Genomic DNA, 19,704 nt, shown 5'->3' with positions numbered 1-19,704 from the left:
GTATTAAAAAACCTTCTTGGTCTCTTTATTTAGAAACCAAGAAGGTTGTTTTGTATCTTGTCTTTGCTTGTTTAGTCTTATTAATACAGGGTTTTTATCGTTTAGCTTTCTTTTTTGTCCATGACAGGACGGGTAAGGTCTCTTCGATCAGTTGACCAATTTTTATCGGTTACCTGAAAACGATTAATGTGTACCATAATGTTTTCGGACAGTTGAATGACGTCCTTACCAACCGTGATTGAGTGTTCTGTCTGCTCATTGATTTCAACGAAGCTCTTTCTCATCTGATGATAGTGAGAGGTCACATCCACAAAATTATTTTGTTGACTGGTAATTGCAGTAGCGATATTTGTTACTTTTTCCGAGATAGTATCCATTGCCATTTTAACTTGAGACAAAGATTGGGTTGCGTCTTGAACATGTGCCGAAGACTGTTCTGCATTGGATTTACTGGTTTCCATGCGCTTGACCACTTCCATTGTGCCGCTTTGAATCGCACCAACCATGCTGGCAACCTCGTCAGTAGATTGGCGAGTTTTAGAGGCTAGGGAGCGAACTTCATCGGCTACGACAGCGAAGCCACGGCCAGCTTCACCCGCCCGGGCAGCTTCTATTGCAGCATTTAATGCTAATAGGTTGGTTTGTTCTGCAATGCTATTGATGACGTCAATAATGCCTGCAATCCGGTCGGTATCTCCTTTTAATTTAGAAAGAGCGTCAACGGCTTGAGTAATATCAACCGACAGTTCTTTCATTGTGATCGCTACTTTATTTACTACTTGTCCACTGTCATTCGCAATAATATTGCCTTGCGTTGAAGCTTTGCTAATCTGTTCAAGCTCTACTTCCACTCTTTTAGTAGATTCATTGGTTTCAGACAAGCAGCCGTTTACTTTATCGGCTTGGTGTTTCTGTTGGTTAGTTGCCGCTGCAAGCCTACTATTTACATCTGCCATGTCTTCCGAAATAGGTTTTAGTCGAATGACAGAAGATAGAATAGACGAAAATGTTTTATCAATGTGATTGATAAATAAGTTAATACCCCTCGCCAACTCTGCCAGTTCATATTGACTTTTGATTGGTAAGCGCTGAGTAAGGTCGCCTTCTCCTTCGGCTATGTCATGCATCATTTTGACCATGTCATCAATAGGGCGAACGATAACTCTGGATAGAAGAAGGCCTAGTAATCCACCTACAATTAATGCAATGATAGAGACGATGATAAGGGTTTTATAGATACTGTTTCTTAAGCTTATCATCGGCTCAAATGCTTCTGACTGGCTTTCTTCACTAATGATTATCAGATTCATATCATTAATTTTGAGTGGTTTGTAGGCACTTAAAGAGTGTTCACCAAGGTAGTTTATATCAATAGTAAAGCCTTCTTTTCCTGCAATAGCTTCATTAACGGCAGTGCCACTCACTTTTACAAGGCCAATAGTTGTATTGCGACTATTAATTTCATCAATCGAACTATTTGGTAAATTTAATACTTTAATTTTCTCTAAATACGCGGCTTTATTTTGCAATAGTGAACGGTCGTTGCTATCCATCATTTTGTTATGATCAACAAGATAAGTCTGTCCTGTTTTTCCTAAGCCGTTTTTCTCCCAAGTTTGACCGTGCGTCATTACGTCATCGATTTTATCAATTGGCATTTGAAAAATGAGCACAGCAACGATCTTTCCGTTACTAAAAATGGGTGATGAGATGAAAGAAGCTTGCGCATTGTAGGATGGGCCATAAGGTGCGAATTTAGTTAGGTACGTAGCAGATTGTTTATTACCAGTAATGGCATTTTTAAAAGCACTTGCCAGTCCAGTATCTTTGTACGGTCCAGATATCAAAGATGTTCCAAAGTCGAGTTCTTTGAAAACGCTGTAGATGACATGACCTGTTTTGGCATCGGCAATAAAAATATCGTAGAAGCCAAATTCTTTTTGGAATTGATGGAACATAGGGTGAAATTCTTGGTGTATTTTGTCGTATGCAGAACCATCCCCCGCTTTATTTAACGTATCTTTTTCACCAAGTGGTGCAGGGTTATTGGCTATGTAAGTTGTTTGAATAGCTTTGGCTACAGGACTCAGTTTTGCCAACAGCCCGTCTGGTTTGCTTGATTTAGCTGCGTTTAGGCTCTGATAGTTTTTATCAAACTGATTAGTATAGTAATTAGTCAGTTTTTTTCGTCAGTGCTGTCTTTAGAATAGTCAATGAAAGCGTCAGAGAATGCTTTTGCTGCCGCCACTGTGCTGTTATTTTGAGATAGGCTGATGACCTGTTTTTCAATAAAGGAAAAATATGTCTCGATTGATTGAGCAGTAAGGTCTCTTGAGAGAATTAGCTGTTTTTTAGTGCTTTGCACGAGAGCATCTGTTCCTTTGTCTAGTGCATTTTGACTTAAAATTAATCCTGCAATTATGGTTGGCACCACTGCTAGCAAGGTGCCCATTGTGATCAAACGTGTTTTAATTGATAAGGCCATCTTTCATCCTAGAATAGTTGGTTGATGCTACTTCATTCAAAATATATAGACTGACTTTGATAATTTAGCAAAAAAATGCCAATAGCTACTATTATTTAATCACCTTTCCGTAAATTTCGATAATACAATTGTGTTACCCTTCTTTGCTTTTATTATAAGAAAATTTGTTTTTTTGAGTATTTCTATGCGTATAAGACACCGATCTTTTCATGCAGGTGATGACGATTTACCTGTGGACATGCCTTCGAGCTTACGGCGTATTTTTTTAGCGCGTGGCGTATATTCTGGCCGAGAATTAGATTACCGTCTGCCGCATTTATTAAGGCCGGATTCGTTATTTGATTTAAAAACAGCGGCAAGTATTTTGGCGGATGCGATTGAGGCAGGGCAGAAAATCTTAATTGTTGGAGACTTTGATGCTGATGGCGCGACTAGCACCAGCCTTGGTATTCTTGCTCTGGAGGCAATGGGGGCAATTTCGCCAGACTATTTGGTGCCAAATCGTTTTGAATTTGGTTATGGACTGACGCCAGAAATTGTCGAGGTGGCGAAAGAAAGAGAGCCGGCGGTATTGGTGACGGTCGATAATGGTATTGCCAGTATCGATGGTGTATTAGCCGCAAAGTCTTATGGTATGAAGGTGGTGGTAACCGATCATCATTTACCCGGTGATAGCTTACCAATGGCCGATGCCATCGTGAACCCAAATCATCCTGGATGTGGCTTTCCAAGTAAAAACTTAGCGGGTGTTGGGGTTATATTTTATGTGATGACGGCACTTCGCGCAGAATTAAAGCATCGAAATTGGTTCATTGAGCAGCATATTCCTGAGCCGAAAATGGCTGACTATTTGGATTTGGTTGCTTTGGGAACGGTGGCCGATGTGGTGCCTTTGGATGCCAACAACCGAATTTTGGTACAACAAGGCATTAAGCGTATACAAGCGGGCTTAGCACGACCTGGTATCTTAGCTTTATTAGAGGTGGGTCATCGAGATCATACCCAATTAAAAGCATCTGACTTGGGTTTTGTTGTTGGGCCAAGGCTAAACGCGGCGGGTCGCCTTGATGATATGTCGGTTGGCATTGAATGTTTGTTGGCGGTGCATCCACATCAAGCTCGCCAATATGCTCAGCAGCTCGATCAGTTTAACCGTGAGCGTAAAGTGATCGAGTCGGATATGAAAGAACAAGCCGAATTAGTGTTGGTTTCATTATTAGATGATGAACAAGACATGCCCAATGGTATGTGCTTTTACGATGCGGATTGGCATCAGGGCGTCATTGGGATTCTAGCTTCTCGGATGAAAGACAAATGCCATCGCCCTGTGATTGCGTTTGCCCGAGTCGGTGAAGATGAACTAAAAGGTTCAGCTCGTTCTATTCCCGGCGTTCATATTCGGGATGCTTTAGATTTATTAGCCAAGCGTTATCCGCAATTGCTGAGCAAGTTTGGCGGTCATGCTATGGCGGCAGGTATGTCGATTAAAGAATCTCATTATGACGCATTTCGTTTGGCGTTTGATGCGATCATTACTGAATGGGTAACACCTGAGCAGCTAGAGGCGACGCTTATGACGGATGGACCTCTAGCCCCAGAAGACTTTAGTTTGAGTTTTGCAGAGCAAGTTAGGTTGTCTGGGCCTTGGGGGCAGATGTTTCCAGAGCCTTGCTTTGATGGTGTATTTGATATCTTGCAGCAGCGGATTGTTGGCGAAAAGCATCTTAAATTGATGGTGCGTGAACCAAAAAGCGGTCTTTTATTAGACGCGATCAGTTTTTTTGTGGATCTGGAAAAATGGCCCAATGACAAGTCGCCACAAGCGCGTCTGGTTTATAAACTGGATATCAATGAGTTTCGAGGTCAACGTAATTTGCAGTTGTTAGTGGACTATTTAGAGCCCGCTTAAAGCAAACGCGAAGATTGGGGTTTTGCCGAACAAATTGGATTTGGCACTGCGTATCGGATCAAAAGTTGAGGTATAATGCGCCTCCCTCATACATCACTCTATTTTTACTGGAGCTCATTCATGACAGCACTGGTTCTTGACGGCAAACTTTGCGCCAAAGAAACTGAAAACCGCTTACAAGCTCAAGTTGCCGAGCTTAAAGAGCGTACCGGCCGCACGCCAATTTTAGCGACCATTTTAGTGGGTGCTGATCCAGCATCAGCCACTTATGTAAAAATGAAAGGCAACGCTTGTCGTCGAGTAGGTATGGATTCTATGGCAATTGAATTGCCAGAAACTACGACGACAGAGCAGCTTTTAACCAAAATCAATGAATTGAATAATAACCCAGATGTACACGGCATTTTGCTGCAACATCCGGTGCCAGCACAAGTTGACGAACGCCTTTGCTTTGATGCGATTGCGGCTCATAAAGACGTTGATGGTGTTACTTGTCTTGGCTTTGGTCGTATGGCGATGAAAGAACCGGCTTACGGCGCGGCAACGCCTGCTGGTATCATGCGTTTACTTGAAGCCTATGACGTAAATCTAGAAGGTAAGCATGTTGTTGTGGTTGGTCGCAGCCCGATTTTGGGTAAACCTATGGCAATGATGATGTTGAATGCCAACGCTACCGTCACTATTTGCCATTCTCGTACGCAAAATTTATCTGAGTTTGTAAAACAAGCCGACGTTATTGTTGGGGCAGTGGGTAAACCTGAGTTCATCAAAGCTGAATGGATCAAAGACGGCGCGGTTGTGGTTGATGCGGGTTATCACCCTGGTGGCGTCGGTGATATTGAGCTTGCGCCTTTAGTTGACCGCATTACGGCTTATACACCAGTTCCAGGCGGTGTTGGACCAATGACGATTAATACACTGATTTTGCAAACGCTAGAGTCTGGCCTTAAACAACTAGGCTAATGGGCTTGAAAGGTTTGTATCGCTGCCCCATATTATTGATATAGAGTCGAAAAATGGGACAGAAAGGCCGCGCCATTAGGTGCGGCTTATTTTTTTATGAATTGAACAGAAATAGGCAGACATTATATGTCCACAGAAATGTTAAAAGATGCGTTGGACTTCGATTTGATCGCCGATGTTTTTGTTACAGAATCCATTACGGCCTCGCCGTCAGAATTACACGGTCAATTGTGTGGCTACCTGGCTTCTGGTGTGACTTTGCCATTGGAAGATTGGCTTACCATGGTGGTGGAGTTTTGTGATATTGAAGGGTGGAAAGAAGACGCTAGCCGTGTGGTTATCGTTGAGCTTTATACCGCGACGCTGACTCTGCTTCAAAATGGTGAGTTTGCGCTTGTGCCGAGTATTTCAGATGAAGATGCCGATTTGTGCGAAAGAGGTGTGACCTTATCGCAATGGGCGCATGGCTTTTTAGCAGGCTATGGCTTATCTGGGCAAAAAAATACTTTGTCGGATGAAACCAAACAAATCCTTCGTGACTTTGCCAATATATCGGGTATGCAAGCCGAAATGCGTGCTCTTGAAGACAGCAATGACAATGAAGCAGACTTAACTGAATTGGTTGAATACGTGAGATTGTCAGCGATGATGATGTACACAGAACATCATGCTATCAATCCCGATGTGGATCATACCAAGAAGAATTCATTACATTAAAAGCGAGACCTTTTATGAAAATCGAAACTCAAATTTATCAGGCGCGCCGTGAGCGTTTGATGCAATCCTTACCTGAAAATAGTGTGGTTATTCTGCGTACCGGTGAGTTGTCAACTCGTAGTAATGATTGCGAGTATGAGTTTCGTCCTCATAGCAGCTTTTTCTATTTAACCGGGTTTCCAGAACCCAGTGCGTATGCCTTGATTCATGGGCATGGCGATATGACCTTAGTGACTTTACCGAAGGATCCTGAGAAAGAGCAATGGGATGGCTTTCGTTTCGGTATAGAAGGTGCAATAGCGAACTTTGGTGCAAATGAAGCCGTGGCGTTGGATGAGTTAGACCGTGTCGCTTTTGCTGCATTGGATGGCGCATTACACGTTGCTTATTTATTTGATGATTCCACTTTAAGAGAAAAAATCGCTACTTGGCGCAGTGCCGTTGCGGCTCGCGCTAGAATGGGCGCGGTGGCACCGACGAATTTTATCGATCTGGCACCTGTGGTTTCAGAAATGCGTTTGCGAAAAGACGCTGAAGAAACGGCCATTATGGAAACGGCCGCACAAATTAGTGTTGAGGCTCATAAACAGGCGATGCGTACCGTTCGTCCTGGAATGAATGAGTATCAGCTCGAAGCTGAGCTTAATTATGTCTTTATGAAATCCGGCGTGCGACAACCTGCGTACAACAACATAGTGGCTTCTGGTAGCAATGCTTGTGTGCTGCATTACATCAAAAATGATGAAGTCATTGAAGATGGCGATCTTATCTTGATTGATGCTGGCGCGGAATTAGGCTGTTACGCCGCCGACATTACGCGAACTTTTCCCGCGAATGGCAAGTTCAGTGAGCCCCAAGCGGCGTTGTATCAAGTGGTATTGGATGCGTACCATGCCGGTATGGAAAAGCTTACCGTGGGAACCCCTTATGAAGCTTGTCACAATGCAGCGGTACGAACGTTAACAGAAGGTCTGGTCACTCATGGCTTATTAATGGGGGATGCTGATCAGCTGATCGAGAGCAAGGCATATCGAGATTTTTACATGCACAATACAGGGCATTGGTTAGGGCTTGATGTGCATGATTGCGGCGCTTATAAAATTTCGGGTGAGTCGCGTTTACTTGAGGAAGGCATGGTGTTGACGATTGAGCCGGGATTGTATATTTCTGCTGATAATCAGTCGGTTGATGAAAAATGGCGGGGTATAGGGATTCGAATTGAAGACGATGTGCAAATTCGTGCTGATGGCCCTTATGTATTAACGCATGGCCTACCAAAAGAAATTAAAGAGATTGAAGCTTTAATGGCTGAGAATCGTTAATCAAAAACGCGAAGCGTTGGAGTAAGGTTAGATGGCTAAGTCGTACGATCTGATTATCGTTGGTGCTGGTATGGTGGGCGCTCTGTCGGCGATATTGTTGGCTAAATCTTCTTTACGAATTGCGCTTGTGGATAAACACGATGGTGATTATCGTTTGTCTACGCCCCCCGCTTATGACTCGAGAGTCAGTGCTATTTCCAGTCAGTCAAAAGCCTTGCTTGAAACGGCCGGCGTATGGCAAGGCATTCCCTTAGACCGCATAGCACCTTATGACAATATGGTTGTTTGGGATGGCCTTGGTGACGGTCATATTGATTTTAACGCTGAAACAACATCGATGCTTGAACTAGGTTGTTTGGTTGAAAATACGGTTTTGAATCAACAGCTTATGTTGAAAATTCGAGGTGTTAAAAACATCGATCTTTATTTGAGTGATACTCTAGAGTCTCATGAGCTGAGTGAATCTGGTGTTAGGGCTGAGCTGTCTTCGGGTCACGTATTAGAAGCTCAGGCAATAGTGGCTGCTGATGGCGCCATGTCCAAACTTCGTACAGAGAATGCGTTTGATACGGTCGAGTGGGATTATGGCCATAGTGCCATAGTGGCAACCATAGAAATTGATAAATCACATCAAAACACCGCGTGGCAAAGTTTTGGCGAAGAAGGTATTTTAGCCTTCCTTCCATTACCCAGTGTTGATCAAAAGCATTTTGTGTCCATCGTGTGGTCTGTACCACCCAAAGAAGCCGAATCATTGATGGCGCTAGAGGTTGACGCCTTTTGTCGTCGTTTGCACTACGCTATTGATAAACGATTTGATGTCTTGGGGGTTACGCAAGCCCGTCAATCGATCCCATTGCGACAACGTCATGCCAAAGAGTACGTAAAACCAGGTATGGTTTTGATCGGTGATGCCGCGCATACGATCCATCCTTTAGCAGGGCAGGGTGCAAACCTAGGTTTTTCTGATGTTAAAGGATTGGTGGAAGTATTAAGCAAGGCGCATCGTCGAGGAGAATATTTGGGTGCCAGTAACGTCCTAAGACGTTATCAGCGAGCTAGAATGCTAGATAACATTGCCATGTCGGTAGGGATGGAGGCTTTCAAACGTTTATTTTCGACACAGCAGCCAGTGTTTGTTCAGCTCAGAAATATTGGAATGAAACGTTTTAATCACGATGTGGCGTTAAAGAAAAGATTGATTGCTCGAGCGGCAGGGCTAGCTTCTTTTTCTTGATACATCCTCATTATCTACGTTACTTATAATGGCAATACGCCACTTTTTTTTAATACACTACGTATTTTTTCTTGAAAAAAACGATTGTTGTCATACTCTGCATAACTAAATACATCACTAAACACTGTACAAGGCGGAATGGAATGCAAGTCCAAGATCTTCTAAAACAAACGGATAAACTCCCCAATGTCCCCGACGTCGTCCGCGAACTGATTCAGCTTCTTAACGATTCAAATGCAAAGTATTCGGATATTGCTGAAAGGGTTTCCCACGATCAGACGATTTCACTAAAAGTGTTGCGGGTAGTAAATTCCGCGTATTTTGGTCTGTCTAGAAAGATCTCTTCTATCGATGAAGCGACGGTTTTATTGGGTATCGATAAACTGAAAACCTTGGTAATCGCTTCTGGTTTTTCTAACTCTGTGACCAGCGTAGAAGGTATTAAGTTATCTGAATTTTGGGCCGATTCTTTTCGTGTTGCTGAGCTGGCGCAATGGGTCGCAAAGCGGACTTCTTTGGTTGAAGCTGACGAAGCATTCACGGTAGGGATTGTGCATAATATAGGCCGTTTACTTTTACATCTTACCGAACCACAGATCGCAAAAGAGATTCAGGTTTTGGTCGCAAATCGCAAAGCGAGCCGAGTGAAGGCAGAAAACGATTTACTTGGTTTTACATCTCAGGATGCAGGGAAGGCGTTAATGGATCTGTGGAAGTTTCCTGCTGGGCTTGGTGACGCAATACAACATCATAAGCGACCATTTGATAATGATGAACCAAAACCATTGGCATGCGTTTTAAATTTAGCCTGTTATTTGAATGCCTGTATTCGTAATGATCGTGACTACGACTTAGTGAGAGAAGGTTTTCCTATGGCAGTGGCTAAAGCGGCGGGCTTGCCTGAAGGCATTGTGTATGAACTAGACGATGCACTTATGATCGGTGATGAACTTAATCAATTGCTTCATTAATGCTTCTAGATTGCCCTTTTGAATCGGCTAGTTTGATTGGAAAGGTGATTTAATTTCCCAATTATTATTAATACGTTGGTGTGCTTTATGGGCCACTTGAATAAATGATAATCGCTAGTGTTTAGTATTGTGTTGTGCTAATTTCTTGTCTCATTTTTTCTGGCCCTATTTTCTTTGTCTATGATGCATGGAAGTGTCTGTGATACGTAGAGAATGTTTTCAAATTATGGAAGGTGAGTACGGCGATGAAGTCACATAAAACAACTCATATTATAGAGCGTAAGCTTTTTTTCAAAAGGGCTGGATTAATCACTCTGGCATTATCTTTACTTATTTCTACTGGTTTGCAGGCGAAAGGAGAGGTCAATATTTACTCTGCTAGAAAGGAGTCTCTTATTGCACCAGTACTGGATACTTTCTCGAAAGAAAATGATGTTGTTGTAAATTTGATAACCGGCTCAGCCGATGCGTTATTGAGCCGATTGAAAGCTGAAGGCGATGCCAGTCCTGCCGATATGTTCATTACCGTTGATGCTGGCCGTTTACACCGTGCAAAGGCCGCTGGTGTGTTGCGGTCTCTTAATAATAATGTCTTAAATACTAACATTCCAAGTCATTTACGCGACAGTGATGGTTACTGGTTTGGTTTGTCTCAACGTGCTCGTGTTATTTTTTATAACCCTAATAAAGTATCTCCGAAAGACCTGTCAAACTACGAAGACCTCGCTAGTTCGAAGTGGAAGGGGCGTATTTGTGTCCGATCCTCTGCCAATATCTATAACCAATCTTTAGTTGCGTCTATGTTAGAAGCGGATGGTCGTGAGAACACACAAACTTGGATTAAAGGCTTGGTATCTAACTTAGCTCGCCCCCCTTTTGGTGGTGATATTGATTTATTGAAAGCCGTTTCAGCCGGTGTTTGTGATCTGACATTGGCAAACACTTATTATTACGGCCGCTTAGGGCAGAGTGATAGCGCGGATGAACGAGCGGTGTATAACAGCGTAAAATTATTCTGGCCAAATCAAGGTGAAGGTGAACGCGGTGCTCATGTGAATGTCAGTGGTGCTGGTATTACCGCTGCCGCAACGAATATTGAAAACGCCACTTTACTGCTTGAATTTTTAACCAATCGTGCCTCTCAGGAATGGTATGCGCATGTAAATAATGAATACCCTGTTGTAAAAGACGTTGGAGCGCCAGAAATGTTGGCGCCATTTGGAACGTTTCGAGCGGATACCATTTCGTTAAGTCAATTGGGTGACAATAACCGTGAAGCGGTTGAGCTTATGGACATCGCTGGTTGGAAGTAACCTTGGCTCTGTAACACGAGCTTTCTGAAATTGGCTCTTTGAAATGAGCTTTCTGATAGGATTTTTAATAGTTAATGGCTGATTCAGCTCATTCTAGTGTCGCAAGTAAACCTAAATTTAACGGGTTAAAAATGGCTGCAATGCTTATTGCGGCCATTTTGGCTTTGCCCATATTGGTTGTGTTGGTCAACGTCCTGATCGGTGATGGTGATGTGTGGCGACACCTTTACGATACCGTGCTGGCTGAGTACATTTCGAATTCACTTTTACTTATGCTGGGAGTGGGAATTGGCGTGTTGGTCATTGGCGTACCGTGTGCTTGGTTGACCAGCATGTGTGACTTTCCAGGACGTTCACTTCTATCTTGGGCGCTGCTGTTACCAATGGCCGTGCCAGCTTACATTATTGCTTATACTTACACTGGTGTACTGGATTTTGCGGGTCCGGTGCAAACCTTTATTCGAGATGTCACTGGCTGGCGTTACGGCGAATATTGGTTCTTTGAAATACGTTCGCTTGGAGGCGCCATGGTGATGCTCACCTTGGTTCTGTATCCTTATGTTTATTTAATGAGCCGTGCTGCCTTTTTAGAGCAGTCTGAAAACACCTTAGAAGTCAGCCGTACATTGGGTTACTCAGGTCGTGCTGTCTTTTTTAAGCTTGCTCTGCCACTGGCGCGTCCTGCTATTGTGACCGGCCTTACTTTGGCGCTTATGGAAACATTAGCGGATTACGGTACGGTGCAATATTTTAGTGTAAATACTTTTACGACAGGCATTCTGCGTACTTTTTACGGTTTTGGTGACGTAGCCGCAGCATCACAGTTGGCGGGAGTGTTGTTGATGTTTGTGGCCATGCTGATCTTACTAGAACGATATTCACGACACCGTATTCGCTATCATGCTTCTGGGCTGAAAAAGGCGAGTAACCGACGAATGGCCCTAAAAGGCGGTCGCGGTATTTTCGCTAGTGCTTTTTGTCTGGCGCCTATTCTGGTTGGCTTCATTATCCCTGTTAGTGTATTGGCGTACTGGGCTATTTTTAAAGCAGACCGGCCGGGAGCAAATTTTATTCAGCTGGCATGGAACTCCTTTTATCTTGCTGCTATCGCATCAATGATTGTGGTGAGTTTGGCGTTGGTACTCAGTTATGCCATCCGTTTGAATAACAGTCGTAGTGTGGGTGTGTCGGTGGGTATTGCAGGTTTAGGTTATGCTTTGCCGGGTACAATTATTGCCATTGGTACTATTGTGCCATTAGCTTGGCTTGACCATAGAATTATTGATTTAGTGAAGTACTACAGTGGTGACAAAGTCGGTTTGATCTTTTCAGGTACCTTGGTCGCACTTTTGTTTGCTTATACGGTTCGTTTTATGGCTGTGTCTTTAGGCGCGGTACAAAATGGCTTGGGAAAAATTAAGCCTAGTATGGACATGGCAGGCCGATCGCTTGGAATGTCATCTTTTAAGGTGCTGACGCGGATTCATATTCCTCTTCTAAAAGGCTCTGTTCTGACGGCAATATTAATTGTGTTTGTCGATGTATTGAAAGAGTTACCAGCGACCTTAGTGCTTCGGCCATTTAATTTTAATACGCTGGCAGTCAGAGCATTTGAATTAGCTTCTGATGAAAGACTTGTGGATGCGGCTCCTGCTTCGTTAATGATAGTGCTGGTGGGCTTAGTGCCAGTAATTTTACTGAGTCGTTCCATTTCTTCACGCACGGATTACTCTAAATAACGGGTACTTTAACTAGTGAACACTCTAAATAGGATTCAATATGGCCTCGTTACCCCTTCATAAAACGTTGAAAGAAATGACACTGACCAACGTGTCGGTTGGTTATGATGGTGGCGTGGTGGTCAAAAATGCAGCTTTTCAGTTATTGGAAGGGCAAATTGGTTGTTTACTAGGCCCTAGTGGCTGTGGAAAATCGACTTTGCTGCGTGCGATTGCTGGTTTTGAGTCTCTAATGACGGGCGAAATAATAATCGATGATCAGATTATTTCTAATTCTTCGCTTAGCGTTAATCCAGAAGATCGTCATATCGGTATGGTGTTTCAAGACATTGCCTTGTTTCCGCACCTGACTATCGCACAGAATATTGCTTTTGGTTTGTCATCTTGGTCAAAAGAAAGTGCGCAGGAACGTGTTGCCTATTTATTAGAACTGGTTGGTTTAGCGGGCTTCCAATCGCGTTATCCTCATTCATTATCAGGAGGGCAGCAACAGCGTGTTGCCCTAGCAAGAGCGATTGCGCCTAAGCCAAAATTACTGCTAATGGACGAGCCCTTTTCTGGCCTTGATGCAAAATTAAGAGAAGAATTGGTACCGGATATACGCGACATATTGCAGCATGAAAGAATGAGTGCGCTTTTGGTGACGCATGATCAAATGGAAGCGTTTGCCATGGCGGATCAAGTGTCCGTTATGGACGCTGGCGTAATCCATCAAACAGGGTCTCCGTATCAAATTTACCACCGTCCAGAAACACGGTTTGTTGCGAGCTTTATTGGTCATGGAGATTTTTTATCTGCTACCGTATGCGGGCCAGACTGTGTGCATTCTGATCTAGGTAATATTCGTGGCGACCTAGATCATGGGTTCGCAGATAATGCGCTGGTGGATTTATTGGTGCGTCCCGATGATATTTTGCACGACGATGATAGTGCATTCGTCGGTGTTATTGTGAGTAAGTGGTTCCGTGGATCGCATTTTCTATATCGAGTAAAACTGTCTTCCGGTAAAGTGGTTTATTGCTTTGCTTCTTCCCATCATAACCACGCTTTAGGGCAGAAAATTGGATTAAGTGTTCATTTAGACCATTTGGTGCTTTTTCCGCGTTAGTAAGCGTCTGCGATTTTATAGTATTTAGAGAATGCTTGTCTTTTGAAAAGCAAGTAATTTCTGTTGTGTAACTTTCCTTAATAAATGGCAATTGATTCTAGAGTCTCTATAATAGCGTTTTTTTAAACATATACTGGGTGAAAACTTTGAGTGTTATTCGACTAAAGGGTCAGGCTGATCGCCGTCTTCGAGCTGGGCATCAATGGATCTATAGCAATGAGGTGGATACCTCAGCGACGCCATTAAAGCAATTTACGCCAGGGGATCAGGTTGTTGTCGAAACAGCACAAGGAAAACCTCTTGGTATCGCCATGATAAACCCTAATACATTAATTTGTGGACGGCTGATTAGCCGTAGCACTGATACTGTATTGAATAAGTCTACATTGTCCCATCGTCTTAATATTGCCTTGTCATTACGTGAAATGACGTATCCTGCGCCGTATTATCGCCTTGTCTTTGGTGACTCTGATGGGTTGTCCGGCTTGGTTGTGGATCGTTTTGCAGACATTCTTGTTGTTCAAATTTCGACGGCAGGCATGGAACGCGTAAAAAACGAAATCATTGAAGCTTTGCAAGATGTTGTGAAACCCTCTGCTATTTTGATGAAAAACGACGGTAAAATGCGCCAAATCGAGGGTCTAGATAGCTACGTTGAAGAAGCATTTGGAACGGTTCCAGAAACGGTTTTCTTACAGGAAAATGGCGTTTTATTCGAAGCGCCAGTTTGGGATGGTCAAAAAACAGGTTGGTTTTATGACCACCGTGAAAACCGTAAAACCATGCAGAATTTTTGCGACGGTAAACGAGTGCTAGATGTATTCTCATATGTTGGTGGTTGGGGTGTTCAGGCGGCTTCTGCTGGCGCCACAGATGTGACTTTTATTGATGCTTCTGAAAAAGCGCTTAATTATGTGACAGGCAACTTACAACTGAATCAGTATGAAGGTGGCTCTAACTTGATGCATGGCGACGCATTTGAAGCCATGCAGTCTTTGATTGACGACAAGCAACGCTTCGATGTGGTTGTTATGGATCCACCAGCTTTCATTGCACGTCGTAAAGACATTAAAGCAGGTGAAGGGGCTTATCATCGAGCCAATCAATTGGCGATGAGATTGGTCGCAAAAGGTGGTGTTTTGGTCTCGGCGTCTTGCTCTATGCACCTTGAAACAGCGCGTTTACATGACCTTGTTCGAAGTAATAGTCGTCAGCTAGAACGCTTTTCCCAGCTTATTTATCGCGGTACGCAAGCGCCAGATCATCCAGTGCATCCTGCGATTGAAGAAACAGAATACTTGAAAGCCTTGTTTTATCGAATTCACAACAATATGGGCTTATAAGTGTATTGATTGAATTTGATCGGTCAGATCATTGCCAAGATACTAAGAAAAAATGCGGTTAGAGCCTTTCTAACCGCGTTTTTTGTTTTAGCGAACGCTTTACCAGTGGGTGGCGTAAGTTAATCTCGTAAGGAAATATGTTGCCAGCCTCGGTCTTGTGCAATTTTTGTCAGTGTCTCATCAGCATCAACGGCGATAGGGTGATCGACCAATTCCAATAGTGGCAAATCATTTCGTGAGTCGCTGTAAAAATAGCTGCCTTCCATTGTGTGTCCTGTTTCGGCTAACCATTCGTTTAAGCGTGTTACCTTGCCTTCTTGGAAGCTGGGAACGCCGATAATCTTTCCTGTGTAATGGCCGTCAATGATTTCTGGTATCGGTGCAATAATGTGATCCATGCCTAAAATATCACTGATTGGACCAGTAACAAATTGGTTGGTGGCGGTGATCATTAGTAAGAAATGGCCTTGATTTTTATGGTTTTTTAGCAAATCTTTCGCTTTTTTTAACATCATCGGTTGCACTTTTTCTTGCATAAATGTCTGATGTAAGTGGTTAAGCTCAGTGCTGGAGAATTGCTTTAATGGCGCGAGGCTAAACGCTAGGTATTCATGGATATCCAGCGTGCCTGATTGGTATTGTTTAAAGAACTTATCGTTCGCTTCTTTGTATGCTTGGGTATCGACTAACCCTTTCTCAACCAGAAATTGTCCCCAAGTGTAATCACTGTCACCGTTTAATAAGGTGCCATCTAAGTCAAATATTGCGAGTGTCACAAGCTGTCCTCAATTCTTCTAAAGTGCGCGAATTATAGCCTTGGCGATAATAAATAACAGTAGTCTTAATTGTGCGGATGGGGGAATTATGGAACAATGAATCTAATTTATTCTTATATAAGAAGGTGATGGCTCGTGATTGATGCAGACGGATACAGACCGAATGTGGGCATCATATTGATGAACGAGCGTGGCCAGCTTCTTTGGGCGAGACGTGTTGGGCAAAATGCTTGGCAGTTTCCCCAAGGCGGCATTAAATCTGACGAAACACCGGAAGAAGCGTTATTTCGAGAACTAAAAGAAGAAGTAGGGCTGGATCCACATCAGGTTGAAATCGTTGGAAAAACCCGCGGTTGGCTGCGTTATCGTCTTCCTAAGCGCATGCTAAGACACAATAGTAAGCCTTTATGTATTGGACAAAAGCAGAAGTGGTTTCTTCTGTCTATTCGTTGTCCTGATGCTTCTGTGTGCGTGGATGGAACTGAAACTCCTGAATTTGATGGCTGGCGTTGGGTAAGTTATTGGTACCCTCTTGGCCAAGTGGTAGCGTTCAAAAAAGACGTCTACCGACGAGCCTTAAAAGAGCTTATTCCTAGCGCACATCGTCGACTAGAAAAGTGATAAACTGACAGGCTTAATAATGGAGGTTATGTAGATTGATGGGAGCGCTATGCTAGGTTTGTTAAGACGTATCACACAAGAGGTGACTGCAGCGCAGTCTTTACCGGCTGCGTTGGATATTATTGTCCGACGGGTTCGTAGGGCGATGCGAGCAGAAGTGTGCTCTATTTACCTAGTAGACGCCAATACAAAGGATTATGTCTTGATGGCAACCCGCGGTTTAAATGCGGATGTTGCTGGTAGTGTTAGTTTAAAGTCCGATGAAGGTCTGGTCAGTTTAGTTGGCCGAAGAGCAGAACCTGTTAACCTTGAAGACGCCCATATTCATCCTTCGTTCCATTATTTAAACGGTACAGGTGAAGAGCGTTACCGCTCTTTCCTAGGCGTGCCTATTATTCATCATCGCCAAGTCTTGGGTGTGCTGGTTGTACAGCATGAAGACAAGCGTCGCTTCGATGAAGGTGAAGAAGCTTTCCTGATTACCTTGTCTGCGCAATTAGCAGGTGTTATTGCTCACGCTGAAGCGACAGGGGCTATTACCAGTTTAAACTCTAATGCTATTAGTGGCTCTGATTTTCGCTATAAGGGCGTTCCTGGTAGTTCTGGTGTTGCGATTGGCCGTGGCATTGTCATTTTCCCTCCAGCCGATTTGGATGTTATTCCGGATCGTCGTACCACTGATTTTGATGAAGAGATTCAAGATTTTTATCAAGCACTTGATGCCGTTCGACAGGATATTCGCCGGGCTAGCAATCGTATTAGCCAGCATCTTTCTGTCGATGAAAAAGCGCTTTTCGATGTGTACCTTAAAATATTGGATGATAACTCCATTGCTGGCGAAATCGTTCGAAAAATCAAAGAAGGTAACTGGGCACAAGGCGCATTAAGACAAGTTATCCAGGCACACATTGCCCAGTTTAATCGCATGGATGATCCTTACCTACGAGAGCGCGCGTCTGATCTTCGTGATCTTGGTCGCCGTATACTGTCTCATTTACAAGAGAAAGCGCCGAATGTTGCTGAGCGCTTTAGCGAGCCGTCTATTATTATCGGTGAGGAGCTGACGGCTTCGATGTTGGGTGAAATCCCAATTGATAAGATCAAAGGTCTTGTTTCTGTTATGGGGTCTGGTAACTCGCATGTGGCAATTTTAGCGCGAGCTATGGGTATACCAACTGTCATGGGCGCGCTGGACTTACCTTATGCCCAATTAGATAAAGTCGATCTTATTGTCGATGGTTATCTTGGGAAAATCTTTACTTATCCATCTGAAGCGCTGATAGAAAACTACCAGCAAATTGTAGATGAAGAACGTCAACTAGAAGAAGAATATGAAGCTCTTAGAGATTTACCCTGTGAAACTCTAGATGGTCAGCGTTTATCTTTATTTGTAAACACGGGGTTGTCAGCCGATGTTGCACGATCTTTGGATCGTGGCGCGGAAGGCATTGGTCTTTATCGAACAGAAGTGCCTTTTATGGTGCGGGATCGTTTTCCGACCGAGGCTGAACAAGTTGTTATTTATCGCCAACAGTTAGAAGGTTTCGCGCCAGCGCCAGTAACCGTTCGTACGCTGGATATTGGTGGTGATAAAGCGTTATCTTATTTCCCTATCAATGAAGCAAACCCTTTCTTAGGTTGGCGTGGGATACGAGTGACGCTCGATCATCTGGAAATTTTCATGGCACAAATTCGTGCCATGATAAAAGCCAGTGCCGATCTGCATAACTTGAAAATTATGTTGCCGATGATCTCGAATGTAGCGGAAGTAGAAGAGGCGTTGGCCTTGATTCGTCGAGGTTATGCAGAGGTAAAAGAAGAAGGTTATAACGTTAAAATGCCTCGCGTCGGTGTCATGATAGAAATTCCCGCCGCAGTTTATCAAGTCAAAGAATTGTCTGAACTGGTCGACTTTTTATCCGTCGGAACGAACGATCTGACTCAGTACTTACTGGCGGTAGACCGAAATAATCCTCGCGTTGCTGACTTATATAACTCGTTTCATCCATCTGTTTTACGTGCGTTGCTTAGCATCGTTGATCAGGTGAGAGGAGAAGGTGTTGGATTAAGTGTGTGTGGTGAAATGGCGGGTGATCCGATGGGCGCTATTTTGTTAATGGCGATGGGGTACGAGGTGTTATCCATGAGTTCGACCAGCTTGCCTAAAGTGAAGGCGGTTATTCGAAATATATCCATGAAACAAGCTCAGGACATGCTTGATGAGGTGATGAAACTTTCTCATGCAGAAGCGGTCACACAAACCATGACAAGACTCATGCGTGAAGCCAATATTGAACGCTTGATACGTCCATCCAAAACCACGAATGTGGATTAATATCTACCTGAGGTTTATTACAAAATTATGATTTCATATCCAGACATTGACCCTATTGCTGTATCGATAGGGCCGATTTCCGTGCATTGGTACGGCATTATGTACCTAATTGGTTTCGCCGGTGCGTATTTTTTCGGCATGTATCGAGCTAAGCGTTCTAACGGACTTTGGACACCAGAGATGGTCAGTGATGCCATATTTTATGGTGCACTTGGCGTTATATTAGGTGGTCGTGTTGGTTATATTTTATTTTATCAATTTCCTGCGTTCATTGATAACCCACTTATAATAGTACGTATTTGGGAAGGCGGAATGTCTTTTCATGGTGGTTTATTGGGCGTGATTGCTGCCATGCTTCTTTTTTCTCGCCGCTACAAAAAGCACCTTGTTGATGTGACCGATTTCATTGCACCCTTTGTTCCGATTGGTTTAGGTGCTGGGCGGTTAGGTAATTTCATTGGTGGTGAGCTGTGGGGCAAGCCAACAGATGTGTCTTGGGCAATGGTTTTCCCTACTGACCCATTACAACTTGCTCGTCATCCTTCTCAGCTGTATCAATTTGCATTAGAAGGTGTCGCGCTGTTTTGCATTTTATGGTTCTTTTCTCAAAAAACGAAACCTCGTTATTGTGTTTCCGGCATCTTCCTACTTTGCTACGGTATTTTTAGAATCTTAGTTGAATTTGTGCGCGAACCAGACAGTCAAATTGGTTACCTTGCTTTTGGTTGGCTGACGCAAGGACAACTGCTGTCTTTGCCTATGGTTATTGTCGGTGCCGGTTTAATTATCGCAGGCTTCAAGTTGAAAACATTTCCGAAAAATTAAAACTTTAGAATAGATATAAAAAAACCAGCCGTGTGGCTGG

At 43.5% G+C, this 19,704-nt stretch carries 16 protein-coding genes; 13 read left to right on the top strand and 3 right to left on the bottom strand.

Annotated features, from left to right (window positions below; all coding sequences use genetic code 11):
- Positions 1-101 precede the first annotated feature (101 nt).
- Together M3I01_RS14360 and M3I01_RS14355 are read right to left on the bottom strand one after the other, a co-directional pair.
- Positions 102-2,099 carry a methyl-accepting chemotaxis protein gene (locus M3I01_RS14360; RefSeq protein WP_275565154.1) on the bottom strand — a complete coding sequence of 666 codons (1,998 nt, stop codon included), beginning with the start codon at positions 2,097-2,099 and terminating at the stop codon, positions 102-104.
- A 77-nt stretch (positions 2,100-2,176) separates the two neighbouring features.
- Positions 2,177-2,485 (bottom strand): hypothetical protein, encoded by a 309-nt coding sequence (locus M3I01_RS14355; RefSeq protein ID WP_255896553.1) that lies wholly within the window; start codon positions 2,483-2,485, stop codon positions 2,177-2,179.
- A 184-nt stretch (positions 2,486-2,669) separates the two neighbouring features.
- Between M3I01_RS14355 and recJ the strand changes: the two genes are divergently transcribed.
- The 10 genes from recJ (at position 2,670) to M3I01_RS14305 (ending at position 15,107) form a co-directional block, all read left to right on the top strand.
- Positions 2,670-4,394, top strand: a complete 1,725-nt coding sequence (gene recJ, locus M3I01_RS14350; protein WP_255896552.1) for a single-stranded-DNA-specific exonuclease RecJ — start codon at positions 2,670-2,672, stop codon at positions 4,392-4,394.
- 120 nt (positions 4,395-4,514) lie between these two features.
- Positions 4,515-5,357: a bifunctional methylenetetrahydrofolate dehydrogenase/methenyltetrahydrofolate cyclohydrolase FolD gene (folD, locus tag M3I01_RS14345; RefSeq protein WP_255896551.1), complete on the top strand. Its 843-nt coding sequence runs from the start codon at positions 4,515-4,517 to the stop codon at positions 5,355-5,357.
- Positions 5,358-5,483: 126 nt separating this feature from the next.
- Complete coding sequence (locus tag M3I01_RS14340; protein WP_255896550.1) at positions 5,484-6,074, top strand: UPF0149 family protein; 591 nt, start codon at positions 5,484-5,486, stop codon at positions 6,072-6,074.
- Between the two features lie 14 nt (positions 6,075-6,088).
- Positions 6,089-7,396: an aminopeptidase P N-terminal domain-containing protein gene (locus M3I01_RS14335; RefSeq protein WP_275565153.1), complete on the top strand. Its 1,308-nt coding sequence runs from the start codon at positions 6,089-6,091 to the stop codon at positions 7,394-7,396.
- 31 nt (positions 7,397-7,427) lie between these two features.
- The gene (locus tag M3I01_RS14330; RefSeq protein ID WP_255896547.1) at positions 7,428-8,633 is read left to right on the top strand and encodes a UbiH/UbiF/VisC/COQ6 family ubiquinone biosynthesis hydroxylase; all 1,206 of its coding nucleotides are present in this window, start codon (positions 7,428-7,430) and stop codon (positions 8,631-8,633) included.
- Positions 8,634-8,776: 143 nt separating this feature from the next.
- Complete coding sequence (locus M3I01_RS14325; protein WP_255896546.1) at positions 8,777-9,604, top strand: HDOD domain-containing protein; 828 nt, start codon at positions 8,777-8,779, stop codon at positions 9,602-9,604.
- Between the two features lie 245 nt (positions 9,605-9,849).
- Complete coding sequence (locus tag M3I01_RS14320; protein ID WP_275565152.1) at positions 9,850-10,917, top strand: Fe(3+) ABC transporter substrate-binding protein; 1,068 nt, start codon at positions 9,850-9,852, stop codon at positions 10,915-10,917.
- A 74-nt stretch (positions 10,918-10,991) separates the two neighbouring features.
- Positions 10,992-12,656, top strand: coding sequence for an ABC transporter permease (locus M3I01_RS14315; RefSeq protein WP_275565151.1), 1,665 nt, complete (start codon positions 10,992-10,994; stop codon positions 12,654-12,656).
- 40 nt (positions 12,657-12,696) lie between these two features.
- A complete protein-coding gene (locus tag M3I01_RS14310) occupies positions 12,697-13,764 on the top strand; it encodes an ABC transporter ATP-binding protein (protein ID WP_255896543.1) in 1,068 nt (355 codons plus the stop codon).
- Positions 13,765-13,910: 146 nt separating this feature from the next.
- The gene (locus M3I01_RS14305) at positions 13,911-15,107 is read left to right on the top strand and encodes a class I SAM-dependent rRNA methyltransferase (protein WP_255896542.1); all 1,197 of its coding nucleotides are present in this window, start codon (positions 13,911-13,913) and stop codon (positions 15,105-15,107) included.
- 119 nt (positions 15,108-15,226) lie between these two features.
- On the opposite strand, the gene M3I01_RS14300 is transcribed toward M3I01_RS14305, so the two are convergent.
- Positions 15,227-15,883 (bottom strand): histidinol-phosphatase, encoded by a 657-nt coding sequence (locus tag M3I01_RS14300; RefSeq protein ID WP_255896541.1) that lies wholly within the window; start codon positions 15,881-15,883, stop codon positions 15,227-15,229.
- 135 nt (positions 15,884-16,018) lie between these two features.
- Here M3I01_RS14300 and M3I01_RS14295 point away from each other — a divergent pair, with 135 nt between their 5' ends.
- The 3 genes from M3I01_RS14295 to lgt are packed head-to-tail and all read left to right on the top strand — an operon-like array spanning position 16,019 to position 19,664.
- Positions 16,019-16,504: an RNA pyrophosphohydrolase gene (locus M3I01_RS14295; RefSeq protein WP_255896540.1), complete on the top strand. Its 486-nt coding sequence runs from the start codon at positions 16,019-16,021 to the stop codon at positions 16,502-16,504.
- A 49-nt stretch (positions 16,505-16,553) separates the two neighbouring features.
- Positions 16,554-18,839 carry a phosphoenolpyruvate--protein phosphotransferase gene (ptsP, locus tag M3I01_RS14290; protein ID WP_255896539.1) on the top strand — a complete coding sequence of 762 codons (2,286 nt, stop codon included), beginning with the start codon at positions 16,554-16,556 and terminating at the stop codon, positions 18,837-18,839.
- A gap of 27 nt (positions 18,840-18,866) precedes the next feature.
- Positions 18,867-19,664 carry a prolipoprotein diacylglyceryl transferase gene (gene lgt, locus M3I01_RS14285; RefSeq protein WP_255896538.1) on the top strand — a complete coding sequence of 266 codons (798 nt, stop codon included), beginning with the start codon at positions 18,867-18,869 and terminating at the stop codon, positions 19,662-19,664.
- The last annotated feature ends 40 nt before the right edge of the window (positions 19,665-19,704 follow it).

This window comes from Marinomonas maritima (genome assembly GCF_024435075.2).
In the GTDB taxonomy this organism is placed as follows: Bacteria; Pseudomonadota; Gammaproteobacteria; order Pseudomonadales; family Marinomonadaceae; genus Marinomonas; species Marinomonas maritima.
This window is presented reverse-complemented; position numbering and strand designations above follow the sequence as displayed.

What these genes read in the sequence shown, in the direction of transcription:
- lgt (WP_255896538.1), top strand. Translation starts at nt 18,867, where the DNA reads ATGATTTCATATCCAGACATTGACCCTATTGCTGTATCGATAGGGCCG.
- M3I01_RS14355 (WP_255896553.1), bottom strand. Translation starts at nt 2,485, where the DNA reads ATGGCCTTATCAATTAAAACACGTTTGATCACAATGGGCACCTTGCTA.
- folD (WP_255896551.1), top strand. Translation starts at nt 4,515, where the DNA reads ATGACAGCACTGGTTCTTGACGGCAAACTTTGCGCCAAAGAAACTGAA.
- M3I01_RS14330 (WP_255896547.1), top strand. Translation starts at nt 7,428, where the DNA reads ATGGCTAAGTCGTACGATCTGATTATCGTTGGTGCTGGTATGGTGGGC.
- recJ (WP_255896552.1), top strand. Translation starts at nt 2,670, where the DNA reads ATGCGTATAAGACACCGATCTTTTCATGCAGGTGATGACGATTTACCT.
- M3I01_RS14315 (WP_275565151.1), top strand. Translation starts at nt 10,992, where the DNA reads ATGGCTGATTCAGCTCATTCTAGTGTCGCAAGTAAACCTAAATTTAAC.
- ptsP (WP_255896539.1), top strand. Translation starts at nt 16,554, where the DNA reads ATGCTAGGTTTGTTAAGACGTATCACACAAGAGGTGACTGCAGCGCAG.
- M3I01_RS14325 (WP_255896546.1), top strand. Translation starts at nt 8,777, where the DNA reads ATGCAAGTCCAAGATCTTCTAAAACAAACGGATAAACTCCCCAATGTC.
- M3I01_RS14340 (WP_255896550.1), top strand. Translation starts at nt 5,484, where the DNA reads ATGTCCACAGAAATGTTAAAAGATGCGTTGGACTTCGATTTGATCGCC.
- M3I01_RS14320 (WP_275565152.1), top strand. Translation starts at nt 9,850, where the DNA reads ATGAAGTCACATAAAACAACTCATATTATAGAGCGTAAGCTTTTTTTC.
- M3I01_RS14335 (WP_275565153.1), top strand. Translation starts at nt 6,089, where the DNA reads ATGAAAATCGAAACTCAAATTTATCAGGCGCGCCGTGAGCGTTTGATG.
- M3I01_RS14310 (WP_255896543.1), top strand. Translation starts at nt 12,697, where the DNA reads ATGGCCTCGTTACCCCTTCATAAAACGTTGAAAGAAATGACACTGACC.